The sequence below is a fragment of the Polaromonas sp. 39-63-25 genome, assembly GCF_002278925.1.
Classification (GTDB): Bacteria; Pseudomonadota; Gammaproteobacteria; order Burkholderiales; family Burkholderiaceae_C; genus Polaromonas.
Map to the genome: position 1 here is coordinate 61,568 of NZ_NCJH01000005.1, position 14,831 is coordinate 76,398.

15 protein-coding genes are annotated in these 14,831 nt (G+C 67.5%); 7 read left to right on the forward strand and 8 right to left on the reverse strand.

Going from position 1 to position 14,831, the window contains the following annotated elements; genetic code table 11:
• Positions 1-130: 130 nt before the first annotated feature.
• Both B7X65_RS06220 and pyrF read right to left on the reverse strand, forming a co-directional pair.
• Positions 131-1,024, reverse strand: coding sequence for a LysR substrate-binding domain-containing protein (locus tag B7X65_RS06220; protein ID WP_293593424.1), 894 nt, complete (start codon positions 1,022-1,024; stop codon positions 131-133).
• Between the two features lie 39 nt (positions 1,025-1,063).
• The gene (pyrF, locus tag B7X65_RS06225; protein ID WP_293593425.1) at positions 1,064-1,888 is read right to left on the reverse strand and encodes an orotidine-5'-phosphate decarboxylase; all 825 of its coding nucleotides are present in this window, start codon (positions 1,886-1,888) and stop codon (positions 1,064-1,066) included.
• 301 nt (positions 1,889-2,189) lie between these two features.
• On the opposite strand from pyrF, the gene B7X65_RS06230 reads away from it, so the two are divergent.
• The gene (locus tag B7X65_RS06230; RefSeq protein ID WP_293593426.1) at positions 2,190-3,071 is read left to right on the forward strand and encodes a DMT family transporter; all 882 of its coding nucleotides are present in this window, start codon (positions 2,190-2,192) and stop codon (positions 3,069-3,071) included.
• Positions 3,072-3,189: 118 nt separating this feature from the next.
• On the opposite strand, the gene B7X65_RS06235 is transcribed toward B7X65_RS06230, so the two are convergent.
• The 4 genes from B7X65_RS06235 to B7X65_RS06250 are packed head-to-tail and all read right to left on the reverse strand — an operon-like array spanning position 3,190 to position 6,365.
• Entirely contained in the window at positions 3,190-4,077 is an 888-nt protein-coding gene (locus tag B7X65_RS06235) for a uracil-DNA glycosylase (protein WP_293593494.1), read from the reverse strand.
• A 16-nt stretch (positions 4,078-4,093) separates the two neighbouring features.
• Positions 4,094-4,594 carry a ribosomal protein S18-alanine N-acetyltransferase gene (gene rimI, locus B7X65_RS06240; protein WP_293593427.1) on the reverse strand — a complete coding sequence of 167 codons (501 nt, stop codon included), beginning with the start codon at positions 4,592-4,594 and terminating at the stop codon, positions 4,094-4,096.
• 6 nt (positions 4,595-4,600) lie between these two features.
• Positions 4,601-5,329, reverse strand: coding sequence for a tRNA (adenosine(37)-N6)-threonylcarbamoyltransferase complex dimerization subunit type 1 TsaB (tsaB, locus tag B7X65_RS06245; RefSeq protein WP_293593428.1), 729 nt, complete (start codon positions 5,327-5,329; stop codon positions 4,601-4,603).
• Positions 5,330-5,345: 16 nt separating this feature from the next.
• Positions 5,346-6,365, reverse strand: a complete 1,020-nt coding sequence (locus B7X65_RS06250) for a DMT family transporter (protein WP_293593429.1) — start codon at positions 6,363-6,365, stop codon at positions 5,346-5,348.
• 54 nt (positions 6,366-6,419) lie between these two features.
• Between B7X65_RS06250 and dacB the strand changes: the two genes are divergently transcribed.
• A complete protein-coding gene (gene dacB / locus B7X65_RS06255; RefSeq protein ID WP_293593430.1) occupies positions 6,420-7,916 on the forward strand; it encodes a D-alanyl-D-alanine carboxypeptidase/D-alanyl-D-alanine-endopeptidase in 1,497 nt (498 codons plus the stop codon).
• Positions 7,917-8,414: 498 nt separating this feature from the next.
• Here the strand turns inward: dacB and trxA are convergent, their stop codons facing one another.
• Entirely contained in the window at positions 8,415-9,314 is a 900-nt protein-coding gene (gene trxA, locus B7X65_RS06260) for a thioredoxin (RefSeq protein ID WP_293593431.1), read from the reverse strand.
• Between the two features lie 160 nt (positions 9,315-9,474).
• Between trxA and purE the strand changes: the two genes are divergently transcribed.
• The 5 genes from purE (at position 9,475) to B7X65_RS06285 (ending at position 13,474) form a co-directional block, all read left to right on the forward strand.
• Positions 9,475-9,984, forward strand: a complete 510-nt coding sequence (purE, locus tag B7X65_RS06265) for a 5-(carboxyamino)imidazole ribonucleotide mutase (protein ID WP_293593432.1) — start codon at positions 9,475-9,477, stop codon at positions 9,982-9,984.
• Complete coding sequence (locus tag B7X65_RS06270; protein ID WP_293593433.1) at positions 9,981-11,204, forward strand: 5-(carboxyamino)imidazole ribonucleotide synthase; 1,224 nt, start codon at positions 9,981-9,983, stop codon at positions 11,202-11,204. The genes purE and B7X65_RS06270 overlap by 4 nt, the downstream gene beginning before the upstream one ends.
• Entirely contained in the window at positions 11,201-12,196 is a 996-nt protein-coding gene (locus B7X65_RS06275) for an L-threonylcarbamoyladenylate synthase (RefSeq protein ID WP_293593434.1), read from the forward strand. Before B7X65_RS06270 ends, B7X65_RS06275 begins: the two co-directional genes overlap by 4 nt.
• Before the next feature lie 28 nt (positions 12,197-12,224).
• Positions 12,225-12,455: a hypothetical protein gene (locus tag B7X65_RS06280; RefSeq protein WP_293593435.1), complete on the forward strand. Its 231-nt coding sequence runs from the start codon at positions 12,225-12,227 to the stop codon at positions 12,453-12,455.
• Between the two features lie 173 nt (positions 12,456-12,628).
• Positions 12,629-13,474: an ATP-binding protein gene (locus B7X65_RS06285; protein WP_293593436.1), complete on the forward strand. Its 846-nt coding sequence runs from the start codon at positions 12,629-12,631 to the stop codon at positions 13,472-13,474.
• 195 nt (positions 13,475-13,669) lie between these two features.
• On the opposite strand, the gene B7X65_RS06290 is transcribed toward B7X65_RS06285, so the two are convergent.
• Positions 13,670-14,716, reverse strand: a complete 1,047-nt coding sequence (locus B7X65_RS06290) for a homocysteine S-methyltransferase family protein (RefSeq protein WP_293593437.1) — start codon at positions 14,714-14,716, stop codon at positions 13,670-13,672.
• Positions 14,717-14,831 lie beyond the last annotated feature (115 nt).

A 14,831-nucleotide genomic window follows, 5' to 3' on the forward strand; every position in this document is an offset into this window, starting at 1 on the left:
ATTCGGTGATCCTGGCGTAGCATGGGCGGACATCGCGACTCCTGAAAGGACACAGACCTTTTCATTGTCTTGATGGCGGCTTTCCGTTTGGTGCCGTTTCGGCACCGTTCATGGCTGTTTTGGCAACAGCTCAGCGCTGGGCCATCACCTGCCACAGACGTTCTGCCAGCGCGTTCAGGCGGTGTTTGGCGCGGTAAGCCCGCACTTCGAAGCCGACCTCCAGGTGCGCGTCGCCCAGCACCACCAGCTGGCCCTTCTTGCAGGCAGCCGACACCATGGACCACGGCAGCCAGGCCACCCCCAGGCCCTTGAGGGCATATTCGTACACGGCGTCGGCCGAGTCGCACTCGATCACCCGCTGCAGGCGCGGAGCATGCGGGTTGTTGGCCAGATGGTCCTGCACCAGCCGGCCCAGCGCCAGGGTGCTGGCATAGGCCAGGTAGGGCGTGTCGGCCCTTGCGCCGAAGCGGTGCTGCCCGCGCCCCTGGGCATTGGCCCGGGTGACCGGCACCAGCCGGTCCCGGGCCAGCGTCAGGTGCGCGTACTCGCGCGCACTGAGGCGCACGGCCAGCAGCGGGTGATGGTAAATCAGCATGAAGTCGACCTCGCCGCGTTCCAGCATCTGCGCGGTGTCGGTCAGGGAACGGGTCAGGATACGCAGCTCGCCCTCCCCCAGCAGCGGCCTGAAACGCAGCAGCAGATCGGCCGCCAGGGTGCGCGCCAGCGTGCGCCCGGTGGCGAGCGCGACCAGGTTCTCGTGGCGTCCGGCGGCATTGAGCAGCTCGTCGTGCGCGGACTTCAGGTTGCCCACCATCTGCTGCGCGTTGTCCAACAGGCTGGTGCCGGCGGCAGTGAGTGTCAGCGGGGTTTTCTCGCGCTCGATCAGCGTCGTGCCGGCCCAGGCCTCCAGCGCCTTGATGCGGCGCCCGAAGGCTGGGTGCGTGACGTGGCGCAACTCGGCCGCGCGGCTGAAGCTGCGGGTTTGCGCCAACGCCACGAAGTCTTCCAGCCATTTGAGTTGCATCGCTGACCCGGGAGTGGTGGCTGGGCTGCTACCAGAAGCTCAGCTTCGCGCGGCCTGCAGCACGTCCCGCGTCCGGAGGGCTTCACGCCGCGCGGCCTCGGCAAAGTCGTCACCCGACGAGGCGTAAATGATGGCGCGTGAGGAGTTCACGATGATGGGCGCGCCGGGTCGCCAGCCGGCTTTCACGGTCGCCACGGCGTCGCCGCCCTGTGCACCGACACCGGGAATCAGCAGCGGCAAGGTCGGCGCCACCGCGCGCACACGTTCGATCTCTGCCGGGTAGGTGGCGCCCACCACCAGGCCCAGCTGGCCGTTGAGGTTCCACGGGCCCTGCGCGAGCCGGGCCACGTGTTCGTAAAGCAACGGCTGCCCTTCGATGGAGGCCAGGCGCTGGTTCTGCAGGTCGTCCCCGCCGGGGTTGGAGGTGCGGCACAGCAAAAATGCGCCCTTGCCGGCGTGCTTGAGATAGGGCGCGACCGAGTCAAACCCCATGAAGGGCGAGAGGGTCACCGCGTCGGCGCCGTAACGCTCGAAGGCCTCGACCGCGTACTGCTCGGCGGTGCTGCCGATGTCACCGCGTTTGGCGTCCAGGATGATGGGCACCTGCGGTGCCACGCGGCGCATGTGTTCCATCAGGCGTTCGAGCTGGCCTTCGGCGCGGTGCGCGGCAAAGTAGGCGATCTGCGGCTTGAAGGCGATGGCCAGATCGGCCGTGGCGTCCACAATGGCCGCGCAGAAGTCGTAGATCTTGTTGGAGTCGCCCTTGAGCTTGCCCGGGAACTTCGTGGGCTCCGGGTCCAGGCCCACACACAGCATCGATTGGTTCTGGCGCTCAGCCGCGCCCAGCATCTCGAGGAAAGTCATGCAGTATTTTAGAGCCCCCACGGTCGCTCACTTCGTGTAGCTCCCTGCCCCCCGAGGGGGCCGCTGCGCCTGCGGGCCGGCAAAGCCGGACCCGCGGCCCCGGCTTGAACAGACATGCCTCCTACTGCCGCTCACAACGCGCAAGTTCCCTGCCCCCGAGGGGGCCGCTGCGCCTGCGGGCCGGCGAAGCCGGACCCGCGGCCCCTGCTGGTTAAGCCGGGGAGCCTCATAGCTGTCCACTGCAGGATTTCCTCGCCGCCCGGACAATAGCGGCACCCATCACCTTCCACCCCAGCCGCCCATGCAACTCTCACGCCGCCAGCTCATCCTCCTCGTCCTGCTGACCTTGGCCTGGGGCATCAACTGGCCCATCATGAAAGTCGGCGTCGCCGACTTTCCGCCACTCACTTTTCGCGCCCTGTCGATCTGGCTGGGCATTCCGGTGCTGGGCGCGGCGATGCTGCTGATGAAGGTGCCGTTTTTTGTGCCGCGCGAGAAATACCGCGAGCTGTTCTGGCTGGCGTTTGCCAACATGTTTGTCTGGCACGGGCTGATCATCCTGGCGGTCAAAAACCTCAGCAGCGGGCGCGCCGCCATCCTGGGCTACACCATGCCGATTTTTTCGGCGCTGTTTGGCGCCTGGTTCTTCGGCAACCAGCTGCAGCGCCGCAGCTGGCTGGGTGTGGCCGCAGCCGCGCTGGGCGTGTCGCTGCTGCTGTGGCACGAGTTGACCAACCTGTCGGGCCGGCCCATCGGGGTGCTCTGCGCGCTGGCGGCCGCGGCCACCTGGGCCGTCGGCACGCAGAAGCTGCGCAACACCACGATGCCGGTGGCCACCCTGACGATTTCCTTCTGGATGACGGTGATGACGGCGGTGGTGATGACCGGGCTGAGCGCGGCCTTCGAGATGCCGCAGTGGAAGGCGCCCCCGGCCGTGAGCTGGGCCTCGATTCTCTACAACGCTGTGATCATTTTCGGTTTTGCCCACGCGGCCTGGTTTTTCCTGGCGCGCAGCCTGCCGCCGATTGCCTCCACCCTGAGCGTGATGATGATTCCCATCCTGGGCGTGTTCTCGGGCGCGCTGGGCCTGGGCGAGGTCCTGCACTGGCAGGACTGGGCCGCCGTGGTGCTGATGGTGGTGGCGATTGCCTCGGTGCTGGCGCCGCAGCGGACAGCCAAGTGACGGGCTAGCACAGAGGATCTCTTCATACCAGCAGGGGCCGCGGGTCCGGCTTCGCCGGCCCGCAGGCGCAGCGCCCCCTCGGGGGGCAGCGCAGTACGCGAAGCGACAAGCGTGGGGGCTATAGCTGCGCCTGCGCAAGGCACAGGTCGTCCCAGGCCTTGGCCTTGTCGCCCAGGCTGCGCAGCAGGTAGGCCGGGTGGTAACTGACGACCACCGGCACGCCGAGGTAGCGAAACACCTGGCCACGCAGCTTGCCGAGCGGGATTTTCTGCACCTCGGGCACGCTGTCCTGCAGCAGCGACTGGGCGGCAAATTTGCCCAGCGCCAGGATCATTTTCGGCTGCAGCAGTTCGACCTGGCGTTTCAGGTAAGGCTCGCACTGCGCCACTTCCGCCGGGTCGGGGTTGCGGTTGGCCGGCGGGCGGCACTTGAGCACATTGGTGATGAAAACGCTGGTCGAGAGACCGGCCCGCGGCGCGGCAGCGTCATGGCCGCGCTGCAGGCCGATGGCCAGCAGCATGTTGTCGAGCAGCTTGCCGGCCTGGCCGACAAAGGGTTCACCGGCGAGGTCTTCGTTTTCGCCGGGCGCCTCGCCGACGATGAGCCAGTCGACCTGCGGCGCGGCGCCGTCGGCGGCCACTGGCCCGATGCCAAACACCGTGTTTTTGCGGCTTTCGCAGAGGGCGCAGGCGCGGCAGCCGGCCACCGCGGCCTGCAGGGCGGGCCAGTCCATCAGCTCCACGCCGGCAGGACGCGGCTGCAGGCCGGTGGCCGGCCGCGCCACGGGCACTTGGGCCGGCGGTCGCACCGCCGGTGCGGCGGCGGGTGCGAGCGCACGTGCCGGTTCGGCCTCAACATCAAATCGGCCTTCAGCCCTTTTCGGAGGGGCGTCAACAGCTACTGTATTGATAGCAGCATCCGCTGCCACCGGCGGTGGCGATGGCGGCTGCCAGAGGCGCACGCCCATTTCACGCAGCATGGCGCGCTGGCGTTTGTCCAGGTCCAGGCTCACGGCAGCACTTTCATGGCTCGCTGTGTCCGGCTTGCAGTGCCATGCTCATGACCACGGCGTCTTCGCGGGTGGCATTCGCCGCGGGGTAGTACTGGCGCCGGGTTCCGACGTGACGAAAGCCGTAACGCTCGTACACCGCCCTGGCCCGGCCGTTGCTCACGCGCACTTCCAGCCACAGCCACTGCGCGCCCTGGCCGCGCGACCAGAGTGCCAGCGCATCGAGCATCACGCGGGCCCAGCCCTGGCGCTGGTGGGCAGGCGCCACTGTGATGTTGAGCAGATGCACCTCGTCCACACCTTTCATGGCCACAAAATAGCCCAGCAGCTCCGCGCCCGGCCCGCTGCCGCCGGTGAGCACCAGCGCCTGGTAACCGGCCTTGAGCGAATCGCTGAAATTGCCGCGCGTCCACGGGTGCGCATAAGCACTTTGCTCGGCCCGCAGCACCGCATCGAACCACGACTCGGTCATGGGTTCGAACTGGGCTTCGAGGGGTTCGAGAACGGCGCTCATGGCTCATTATCGGCCGGCCGCCGCGGCGATGCCGGCCTTGACGCGGGCGCGCTCTTCGGTGGTCAGCGCCACCTTGTCACGCACGTACAGCGGCAGCGCCTGGCTGGCCGGCACGCCGTGGCCGGCGGCCAGCAGCGCAGGCGCCAGCCGCAGCATGGCCACAGCCGTGGGCAGGGCGGTGAGGCGCGGCAGGCTGTCCGGAAACACCGGCAGGCGCGCCGCGTAGACGCCGAACACATTGCCGGCCAGCAGGTCGTCCGCCGGATCGAGCGGCAGGTTTTCCGGGCGTATCAGGGCGCAGTCGGCCAGCGAGGTCCAGCGCCCGGCGTCGCAGGCAAAACGCTGCACATACATCTCGTCCATGCGTGCATCGAGCAGCGCCGTCACCTGCAGGCGGGTCGCGGCCTGCGGACCTTCGTGCTGGAAGCGGGCCTCTTCGGCCACCGCCATCAGTGTGTCCAGCGGCAGCACCGGCAGGCGCGCCCCCAGCGCCAGGCCCTGCGCCACGGAGCACGCCGTGCGCAGGCCGGTGAAGGAGCCGGGGCCGCGGCCGAACACCAGTGCGTCCAGATCGGCCAGCGCCAGCCCGGCCTGGCCCAGCAGTTCGAGAATCGCCGGAATCAGCGTGCTCGACGCCTGCGCGCCGCCGGGGCCGGTGTGCTGCCAGATGCGCTGACCGTCGGTGAGGGCCAGCGACATGCTGTCGGTGCTGGTGTCAAAAGCCAGGAGTTTCATGGGTTGATGAGTCAAATCAGGCCTTGGCCCTTGTGGAGTCTGCGCTAGCAGCTATCAAATCAGGAGTGGTTGTCGTGATGCGTTGGGCCTGCACACGCACGCCGAACACAATGCCCAGGGTCACCAGCGCCAAGCCGGCGAGCAGGTTCCAGTGCAGCGGCTCGCCGAGGAAGATCACCGCGCCCAGCGCCGACAGGCCGGGCACCACCGCGGTGATCATGGTCGAGCGCACCGGGCCGAAGGACTGAACCATCTTGGTGAAGGTGATGCCGGAGATCACCACCGAGCCCACGCCCTGGAACACCATCTGGAAAACAATCTCACTCCAGGGCGCGCTGGCCAGCCGGGTGGCGATGACGCCCGAATACGCCAGCAGGCTGTAGACCGGCACATAGGTCATGAAGGCAAACACGCTGATGGCAATGGTGGCAGACACCGCCTGCAGCGCATGTTTGCGCACCAGCACCGAATAAACCGCCCAGCAGGTGGAGGCGCAGAGAAACAGCAGATCGCCCTTCCAGACCTGGCTGCCGGCCTGCGTCCAGGCCTGCAGCAGGCTGGCGCCGCCCACCATCACGTCGCCCAGGAAAATCAGGCCCAGGCCGATGGCGCGTACCCGCGTCACGCGGTCTTTCAGGATCAGCACGGCCATCAGGGTGGTGCTCAGCGGCAGGGTGCCGGGCAGCAGCACCGAGGCATGGGCCGCCGGGGCGAAATAAAAGCCGCTGTAGGCCAGGCAGGCGTAACCGACACCGCCGACCAGGCCGATCAGCGCGGTGAGCCGGAAACCCAGTGGCGACAGGCCCAGCCAGCTGGGCGGCGCCAGAGCGGGGCGGCTGTCGCGCGCGCGGCGCCAGACCAGCCAGGCACCCCAAGGCAGCAGCACCATCGCCGCACCGATGAAACGCAACAGGCTGATGTCCAGCGGCGTGAGGCTGCGGTGCGCCGTGGCGCGTGCAATCACGATGAAGGAGGTCCAGATGGCGACGGTCACGATGGCGGCAAGCACACCGACCGTCTTGGGAGAAAAACGCATGGCTTGATTATCCGGGCAAGCGGCCGCTTCGCAGGGCAAGGCCGATAATCAGCCATGCTCCCCTCTCCCCTGTTGCTCTGCCGGCTGGCTGCCGCGCTCGCCCTGGGCCTGGCCCCCGGCTGGGCGCTGGCCCAGAAAGCCGTGCGCGCCCCCAGGCTGGCGCTGCCGCCGGCCATCGCCAAGGCCCTGGTGCGTGCGCGGGTTCCGCCCGACGCCGTCACGCTGCTGGTGATGGATGCCTCGGGACGGCAGCCGCCGCGCCTGGAACACCGCAGCACGGTGCCCATGAACCCGGCCTCGGTCATGAAACTGGTGACCACCTACGCCGCACTCGACGTGCTCGGGCCCGACTACACCTGGAACACCCGCCTGACGATGGACGGCAGCCTGTCGGAGGGACTCCTGCACGGCAATCTGGTGGTGCGCGGCGGCGGCGACCCCAAGCTGGTGGTCGAACGCCTGCAGGCACTGCTGGGGCAGGTGCAGGCCAGCGGCGTGAAGGTGATACGCGGCGACATCGTGCTGGACCGCAGCGCCTTCCTGGTGCCGGCGCTGGACGCCGGCGAGTTCGACGGCGAACCGCTGCGGCCCTACAACGCGCGCCCCGATGCCTTGCTGATCAACTTCAAGTCACTGGTGATGCGCTTCACGCCCGACCTGGCCAATGGCCACGCACGGGTGCAGACCGAGCCGCCCATGGCCGGCCTGCTGGTCGACGACACGGTGCCGCTGGCACGTGTGAGCCGCTGCGGCGACTGGCGCAGCGAGCTGCGCGCCAGCGTGCACAGTCCCGACCGCATCCAGTTCGCCGGCAGCTACTCGTCGGCCTGCGGCGAACGTCTCTGGCCGACGGCCTATGCCGAGCCCGCCACCTTTGCGGCGCGCGCCATCGAAGGCTCGTGGCGCGCGCTGGGCGGGCTGCTGACCGGCAGCGCACGCGACGCCACACCGGCCGAGCTGGCCATGTTGCGCGCACGCGGCACGCTGTCCGGTGAAAAAGCGCCGCTGCGCCTGGACGCGCCCTCGCTGCCGCTGCGCGACATCGTGCGCGACGTCAACAAGTTCTCCAACAACGTGATGGCCCAGCACCTCTTCCTCACGCTGGGGCGCAGCGCCCAGCCGGGCGAACACCCCCAGGGCACGCCGGAAACCGGCCGTGCCGCGCTGGCAGCCTGGTGGAAAAAAATCCTGCCGCGGCAGGAGGCCCCGGTGATGGACAACGGCTCGGGCCTGAGCCGCGTCGAACGCATCAGCGCCGCCAGCCTGGCGGCCATGCTGCAGGTCGCCGCGCAGGGCCGCGTGGCGCAGGACCTGCTCGACTCCCTGCCGATCGCCGGTGTGGACGCCACCATGCGAACACGCGCCACCGCGGTCACCGGGCAGGCCTTCATGAAAACCGGCTCGCTGCGCGACGTGACGGCCGTGGCCGGCTATGCCAACGGCGCGAGCGGTGCGCGTTACATCGTGGTCGGCATGGTCAACCACCCGAATGCGATCGCGGCGCGACCGGCGCTGGATGCGCTGATTCAGTGGGCGGTGCAGGAACGGTAATGCCGCGTTGGGTTGTTGCATCACGCTGCGGCTTGGGTTCGCTATGGACAGTAGGCGCAACTCCCCACTCCCACCCCTAGCCCCTGCCCTCGCCCCGCTGGGCGATGGAGGGGGACTTCATTTGGCTGCGTGTGCTGCGCTCGCGTGCAACCATGACGGCCACTTGACTCCGACATGACGCGCTACGCGCGTCATGTCTCCCCGCACCCGAACCCGTATTTGTTTCCCCCACCCGTCGGGCTGGGCCGAGGAGTGCAGGCAAAAGCGGATCAGGGCTCGCGATTGTTTGAGACGGGAGAGTGCTAGCGAGACCCCGCTTTTACCGAGCACCGGAGGTTGCCCGCAGCGAAGCGAAGGGACCCAGACCATCGGGTCGCTTTTTTCTTTGCTTACTTTCTTTTTGGCGACGCAAAAAGAAAGTGAGTTGCCGCCGGGCAACCCCCGGCTTGCCGGCGAACTACAAAAGACCGCACAGTGCGAGGACGGCGGCCCCGCGAATCAGCTCAGCACCACACTGCTCAAGCGCCGGCGGTAAGTGGCCACGGTCGGATCATCCGGCGGGATCTGGCCGTCGGCGACCTTGACTTTGGGCGGCTCGATGATTTCGAGGATGGACACAAAGGTCTTGCGTGCCAGTTCCCCGTTCCAGGCCTTGTCGCGCATCAGAATTTCCAGCAGCTCGTCCATGGCCGGCACCCAGCGCTGCTGGCTCATGTGCAACTGCGCCAGCGCGTAACGGGTGTCGAAATCCCGCTTGTTGGCTGCAAGCTTTGCATCAAATCCGGCTTGAGCCCCCGCTGCATCTGCGTGAGCAGCTCCTGATTCGATAGCATTGAACCAGTGCTGCAGGGCTTCGAACTTGCGCACGGTCGGCGCCTTGCTGGCCACCGGCGCAAAAGCGGCCTTGGCGTGTTCCACCTGACCATGCTGCAGCAGCAGGCGGATGTAGTCGAAACGGGCGTTGTCGTTGGCCGGGTCGCTGGCGACGGCGGCCTGCAGTTTTTCCAGCACGGCGGCCGGGCTGGTGTCTTCCGGCTCGGCGATGTCTTCCTCGGCGGGTGGCAGCTCTTCGGCCGGCGGCAGGTGTTTGTCGAGAAACTCCTTGACCTTGCCTTCGGGCAGTGCCCCCTGGAAGCCGTCCACCGGCTGGCCGTTCATCATCAGGATGCAGGTCGGGATGCTGCGGATGCCGAAGGCGGCGCCGAGTTGCTGCTCCTGGTCGGAGTCGATCTTGGCCAGCTTGAAGCGTCCGCCGTAGGCGATCTCGACCTTCTCCAGAATCGGGCCGAGTGATTTGCAGGGCCCGCACCAGGGCGCCCAGAAATCAATCAGCACGGGGATGGTCATGGAAGCCGCAACGACTTCCTCTTCGAAATTGGCAATGGTGACGTCGATCATGGTGCTGGACAAATAGGGGTGGGTGAAGGGGTTTTCAACAGGCACAGCGGTGCCGCGCTGGCACGATAGCATGCGGCGGCCGGCCCGGCTGGCCCACCAGCCCGTAAAATCAGCGCTGGCAGCCAACGATTGACCGCACAGCAGGCCCGGAAAGCAACACATGACAACAACGCAAGATCTCAAGCCGCCCCTCGTGGGTGTGGTGATGGGTTCCAGCAGCGACTGGACCACCATGCAGCATGCCGTGCAGATTCTCCAGCAGTTCGGCGTGGCGCACGAAGCGCGCGTGGTCTCGGCCCATCGCATGCCCGACGAGCTGTTCGCCTATGCCGAACAGGCCGGCGGGCGCGGCCTGCAGGCCATCATTGCCGGTGCCGGCGGTGCCGCCCACCTGCCGGGCATGCTGGCCGCCAAGACCGCGGTGCCGATTCTCGGTGTGCCGGTCGCCAGCAACCACCTGCAGGGCGTCGATTCGCTGCACAGCATCGTGCAGATGCCCAAGGGCGTGCCGGTCGCGACCTTTGCCATCGGCAACGCCGGTGCGGCCAACGCGGCCCTGTTTGCGGTGGCCATGCTGGCCCTGCACGACAAAACCCTGGCCGACAAGTTGCAGGCCTTCCGCGCCGAGCAGACCGCCGCAGCGCGCGCCATGACCTTGCCGCCCGCATGAGTTTTTCGCCGATTTTCCCGGGCACCGTCGATGCCGCGGGCCAGCCCGCGACCCTGGGCGTGATGGGTGGCGGCCAGCTCGGCCGCATGTTTGTGCATGCGGCGCAGCGGCTCGGGTATTTCACCGCGGTGCTCGACCCCGACCCGACCAGCCCGGCCGGCCGCGTCAGCCACTACCACATCCAGACCGCTTACCGGGACGAGAACGGCCTGGCGCAGCTGGCTTCACTGTGCGCCGCCATCACCACCGAATTTGAAAACGTTCCCGCCGACGCGCTGCAAACCCTGGCCGTGGACCGGCCGGTGGCGCCCGGCGCGGCGGCCGTCGCCATTGCGCAAAACCGCATCGAGGAAAAAGCCCACTTCACCGCCAGCGCCGGCATGGCGGGTGTGACCTGCGCGCCTTATGCCGTGATCGAAACGTCGGCGCAGCTCGCCGCCGTGCCGGCCGACTTGCTGCCCGGCATCCTGAAAACGGCACGCATGGGTTATGACGGCAAGGGCCAGGTGCGCGTCAAAACCGCTGCTGAACTTGCCGCCGCCTGGGCCGATTTGAAGCAGGTGCCCTGCGTGCTGGAAAAGCTGCTGCCGCTGAAGGCCGAATGTTCGGTCATCGTCGCGCGCGGCTGGGACGGCACCATCACCGGTTTTGCGCCGCAGTACAACGTGCACGTTGATGGCATCCTCGCCGTTACCGCGGCTTATGAGGGAAACATGCCTGCAGCCCTTGCACAGCGGGCGCGAGCAGCTACTGAATCCATAGCTAATCACATCGCTTATGTGGGCGTGTTGTGCGTGGAGTTTTTTGTGATCGACGACGGCAGTGCCGATGGCGCGCTGGTGGTCAACGAAATGGCGCCGCGGCCGCACAACAGCGGCCACTACACGATGGACGCCTGCGACGTTTCGCAGTTCGACCTGCAGGTCCATGCCATGGCCGGCTTGCCGCTGCCGCAGCCGCGCCAGCATTCGCCGGCCATCATGCTCAACCTGCTCGGTGACCTGTGGTTTGACGCCGCCGACCAGTTGCGCACGCCCGACTGGCAGGCCGTGCTGGCCTTGCCGGGCACGCATTTGCACCTGTACGGCAAGCTCGAAGCGCGCGCCGGCCGCAAGATGGGCCACCTCACCGTCACCGGCGCCGACGTGGCCAGCGTCACCGCGGTCGCACGCCAGGCCGCGCAGCTGCTGGGGCTGCCCGGCCTGGACGCCTTGCGATGATTCGGGGCGGCACCGACCCGGCGGCCATTCTGGAAGCCGCACGCGTGATCCGCGCCGGCGGGCTGGTCGGTTTTCCCACAGAGACGGTGTATGGCCTGGGCGCCGATGCGGCCAGTGACACCGCCGTGGCCGGCATCTTCGCCGCCAAGGGCCGGCCCAGCGATCACCCGCTGATCGTGCATGTGGCGGATGCCGCGCAGGTGAGCGACTACGCGAGCAGCGTGCCGCCGTTTGCCGCACGCCTGATGCAGGCCTTCTGGCCCGGGCCGCTGACCGTGATCCTGCCGCGCAAGCCGGGCGTGGCCGCCGCCGCCGCCGGCGGGCAGGACTCCATCGGCCTGCGCTGTCCCGCGCACCCGGTAGCACTGGCCTTTCTGAAGGCCTGCGCCACCGGTGTGGCCGGGCCCAGCGCCAACCGTTTTGGCCGCGTCAGCCCGACCACCGCCCGGCATGTTGCTGAAGAATTCGACGACACGCTGCTGGTGCTCGACGGCGGACCCTGTGAGGTCGGCATCGAGTCCAGCATCGTGGACTGCACGCGCGGCCGTCCGGTGCTGCTGCGCCCCGGTTTGCTCACACGCGCGCAGCTCGAAGCCGCCTGTGGCGAGCCGGTGTTCGACAAGGACGATTGGCAGCAGGAAGAGGCAGCACTCGGAGAAGCACCGCGCGCATCCGGCACGCTGGCATCGCACTACGCGCCCAACGCCCGGGTGCGCCTGATGGACGCCAGCGCGATCCAGACCGCACTCGACGTACTCGGCGCGGAGGCCGCGCACATCGCCGTGTATGCCCGCAGCATCGTGCGCATCAAGTCGGCGCAGGTGCTGTACCGCCGCATGCCCGACGATGCCGCCGCCACCGCGCAGCAGTTGTTCGCCGTGATGCGCGACTTCGATAGCCAGGGCGTCAAGCTGATCTGGATTGAAAACCTGCCGGCCGACCCGGCATGGGATGGTGTGCGCGACCGGCTGCAGCGGGCCGCCGCGAGTTGAGGCGCGTTGAAGTGAGCAAGGCTGTTCCATGTCCGCATCGCGAAACCTCAAAACCCGCCTGGCCTGGTTTCTGGCGTGCCTGTCGGCAGGCACCGCTGCCGGCATGGCGGGTGCCTGGCTCACCGGCAACCCGTATTGGTTCCTCGCCATTCCGGCGGCGCTGGCTGTCGGGTGGCTCTTCGTGGCCAACCCGGACGAGTGCACCCCGCCCTCCACGCACCGTGCCGGCAGGGAACCGGACGACGAAGGTGCCCCCTGAGCCGGCGCCGGCTTCCCGTCGCCTTCGCGAGCCCGCGGCTTGACGCCCGGGCCCCGCACCATGCATAGTGACCCATTCACCCGCTGTTATCCAGGGACACCGATGACATTCTCACTCTCAACACCGCGCACCCATCGCCCCAACACAGCGACCCCTCCAGCGCAAGGCCTGTCATGACCCAACCTCCCGGACCCGTCGCCGTGAGCGCCGTGCCTGCCGTTTCGGTCCTGCTGCAGCAACTGCGTGACGGCAGCGACCGCGCCGCGGCCGAGCAGGAAATCCTGCGCATCACGGCCCATCTGGAGGAGCAGCTGCGCCAGCGCGGCGCCGAGGTGGCCGCCGCCAACAAGGAACTCGAAAACTTTTCCTATTCGGTCTCGCACGACCTGCGCGCGCCGTTGAGCACGATCGACGGTTTCAGCCGGCTGCTCGAGGGCGCTGTCGCCAAGGGCAATGCGGAACGCAGCACGCACTACCTGCAGCGCATACGCCTGGGCGTGGGCAACATCAATGAGCTGATCGCCGCGCTGCTGGCCGTCTCGCGCCTGCTGCGCGCACCGCTGGCGCCGCAGGCGGTGGACCTGGGCGCGCTGGCCCAGGCCGCGTTTGCCGCGCTGCAGGAAGCCGACCCCGCGCGGGTAGCCGACATTACGGTGCAGCCGGCACTTGCCGCGCACGGTGATCCGGCGATGCTCAAGCAGCTGGTCGATCACCTGGCCGGCAACGCGTGGAAGTTCACCTCGAAAAAGGAACGCGCCGACATCGTGGTGGGCAGCCAATCGGGGCAGGACGGTGAAACCGTTTACTTCTTCAAGGACAACGGCGCGGGGTTCGACATGGCCTACGCCGAGAAACTTTTCGGGATTTTCCAGCGCATGCATGTGAGTTCGGATTTCCCCGGCATCGGCGCCGGGCTGAGCACGGTGCAGCGCATTGTGATGCGGCATGGCGGGCGAATCTGGGCGGAGGCCGCGCCTGAGCAAGGCGCGACGATCTACTTCACCTTGCCAGGGGCCTGATCGCCGCTGTTGCGACAGGGATGCATGTGCGCATGCATCACGCTCCGATCCCGTTTCACCCAGGACAGTAGGCGCAACTCCCCACTCCCACTCCCACGCCGGGCAACCCCCCGCTTGCTGGCACACCACAACAGCCAAACCAACGCAGGTGGCTGGCAAACATGGATCCCGGATCAAGTCCGGGATGACAACACCTCAGGCCGCTTCCTTGTAGAAGTAGTCGCGTTTGATGCCGCGCGGCGCCAGCGGCTCGACCGCCTGGTGAATCGCCCCGATGTGCTCCGGCGTCGTGCCGCAGCAACCACCCACGATGTTGACCAGGCCTTCGTCGGCAAACTCGCGCAGCAGGCGCGAAGTCACCTCGGGTGTCTCGTCAAACCCGGTGTCGCTCATCGGGTTGGGCAGGCCGGCATTGGGGTAGCAACTGATGAAGGTGTCGCCGGCCACACGCGCCAGTTCCTGGATGTAGGGGCGCATCAGCGTCGCACCGAGCGCGCAGTTCAGGCCCACAGCCAGCGGCCGCGCATGGCGGATGCTGTGCCAGAAGGCGGTGACCGTCTGGCCGCTCAGGATGCGGCCCGAGGCATCGGTGACCGTGCCGCTGATGATCAGGGGCAGGCGTTCGCCGGAGTTCTCGAAATACTCGTCAATCGCAAACAGCGCAGCCTTGGCATTGAGCGTGTCGAAAATGGTCTCGACCAGCAGCACATCGGCGCCGCCTTTGACCAGGGCTTCGGTCTGCTCGTAATACGCCTTGCGCAATTCCTCGAAGCTGGTGTTGCGCGCGCCCGGGTCGTTGACGTCGGGGCTGATGCTGGCAGTCTTGGGGGTGGGGCCGAGAGCGCCGACCACAAACCGCGGCCTCTCTGGTGTGGAAAATTTGTCGCAGGCAGCGCGGGCAATGCGGGCCGATTCGTAGTTCATCTCGACCGCGAGGTCAGCCATGTCGTAATCGGCCTGGGCCACGGTGGTGGCGCCAAAGGTGTTGGTCTCTATCATGTCGGCGCCGGCGGCCAGGTAGCCTTCGTGGATGTCCTGGATCACGTCGGGCCGTGTCAGGCTCAGCAACTCGTTGTTGCCCTTGACGTCCTTGGGGAAGTCCTTGAAGCGCTCGCCGCGGTACTGCGCCTCGTTCAGCTTGAAGCGCTGGATCATGGTGCCCATCGCCCCGTCGAGGATGGCGATGCGTTTTTCCAGAATGGCAGGGAGCGCAGCTCCGCGGGTGTAGATGACTTGCTTCATACCCCGATTTTAGGACGCCGGCCGAACGTGTACCCACCAAGGGCCAATTTTCCGCAGGTCCGCGCCAGCCGGGGCCGCGGATCTGGCTTCGCCAGTCCGCAGGCGCAGCGCCCCC

Coding starts and splice junctions, on each gene's coding strand:
- B7X65_RS06220 (WP_293593424.1), bottom strand. CDS start 1,024: ATGCAACTCAAATGGCTGGAAGACTTCGTGGCGTTGGCGCAAACCCGC.
- pyrF (WP_293593425.1), bottom strand. CDS start 1,888: ATGACTTTCCTCGAGATGCTGGGCGCGGCTGAGCGCCAGAACCAATCG.
- B7X65_RS06230 (WP_293593426.1), top strand. CDS start 2,190: ATGCAACTCTCACGCCGCCAGCTCATCCTCCTCGTCCTGCTGACCTTG.
- rimI (WP_293593427.1), bottom strand. CDS start 4,594: ATGAGCGCCGTTCTCGAACCCCTCGAAGCCCAGTTCGAACCCATGACC.
- tsaB (WP_293593428.1), bottom strand. CDS start 5,329: ATGAAACTCCTGGCTTTTGACACCAGCACCGACAGCATGTCGCTGGCC.
- B7X65_RS06250 (WP_293593429.1), bottom strand. CDS start 6,365: ATGCGTTTTTCTCCCAAGACGGTCGGTGTGCTTGCCGCCATCGTGACC.
- dacB (WP_293593430.1), top strand. CDS start 6,420: ATGCTCCCCTCTCCCCTGTTGCTCTGCCGGCTGGCTGCCGCGCTCGCC.
- trxA (WP_293593431.1), bottom strand. CDS start 9,314: ATGATCGACGTCACCATTGCCAATTTCGAAGAGGAAGTCGTTGCGGCT.
- purE (WP_293593432.1), top strand. CDS start 9,475: ATGACAACAACGCAAGATCTCAAGCCGCCCCTCGTGGGTGTGGTGATG.
- B7X65_RS06270 (WP_293593433.1), top strand. CDS start 9,981: ATGAGTTTTTCGCCGATTTTCCCGGGCACCGTCGATGCCGCGGGCCAG.
- B7X65_RS06275 (WP_293593434.1), top strand. CDS start 11,201: ATGATTCGGGGCGGCACCGACCCGGCGGCCATTCTGGAAGCCGCACGC.
- B7X65_RS06280 (WP_293593435.1), top strand. CDS start 12,225: ATGTCCGCATCGCGAAACCTCAAAACCCGCCTGGCCTGGTTTCTGGCG.
- B7X65_RS06285 (WP_293593436.1), top strand. CDS start 12,629: ATGACCCAACCTCCCGGACCCGTCGCCGTGAGCGCCGTGCCTGCCGTT.
- B7X65_RS06290 (WP_293593437.1), bottom strand. CDS start 14,716: ATGAAGCAAGTCATCTACACCCGCGGAGCTGCGCTCCCTGCCATTCTG.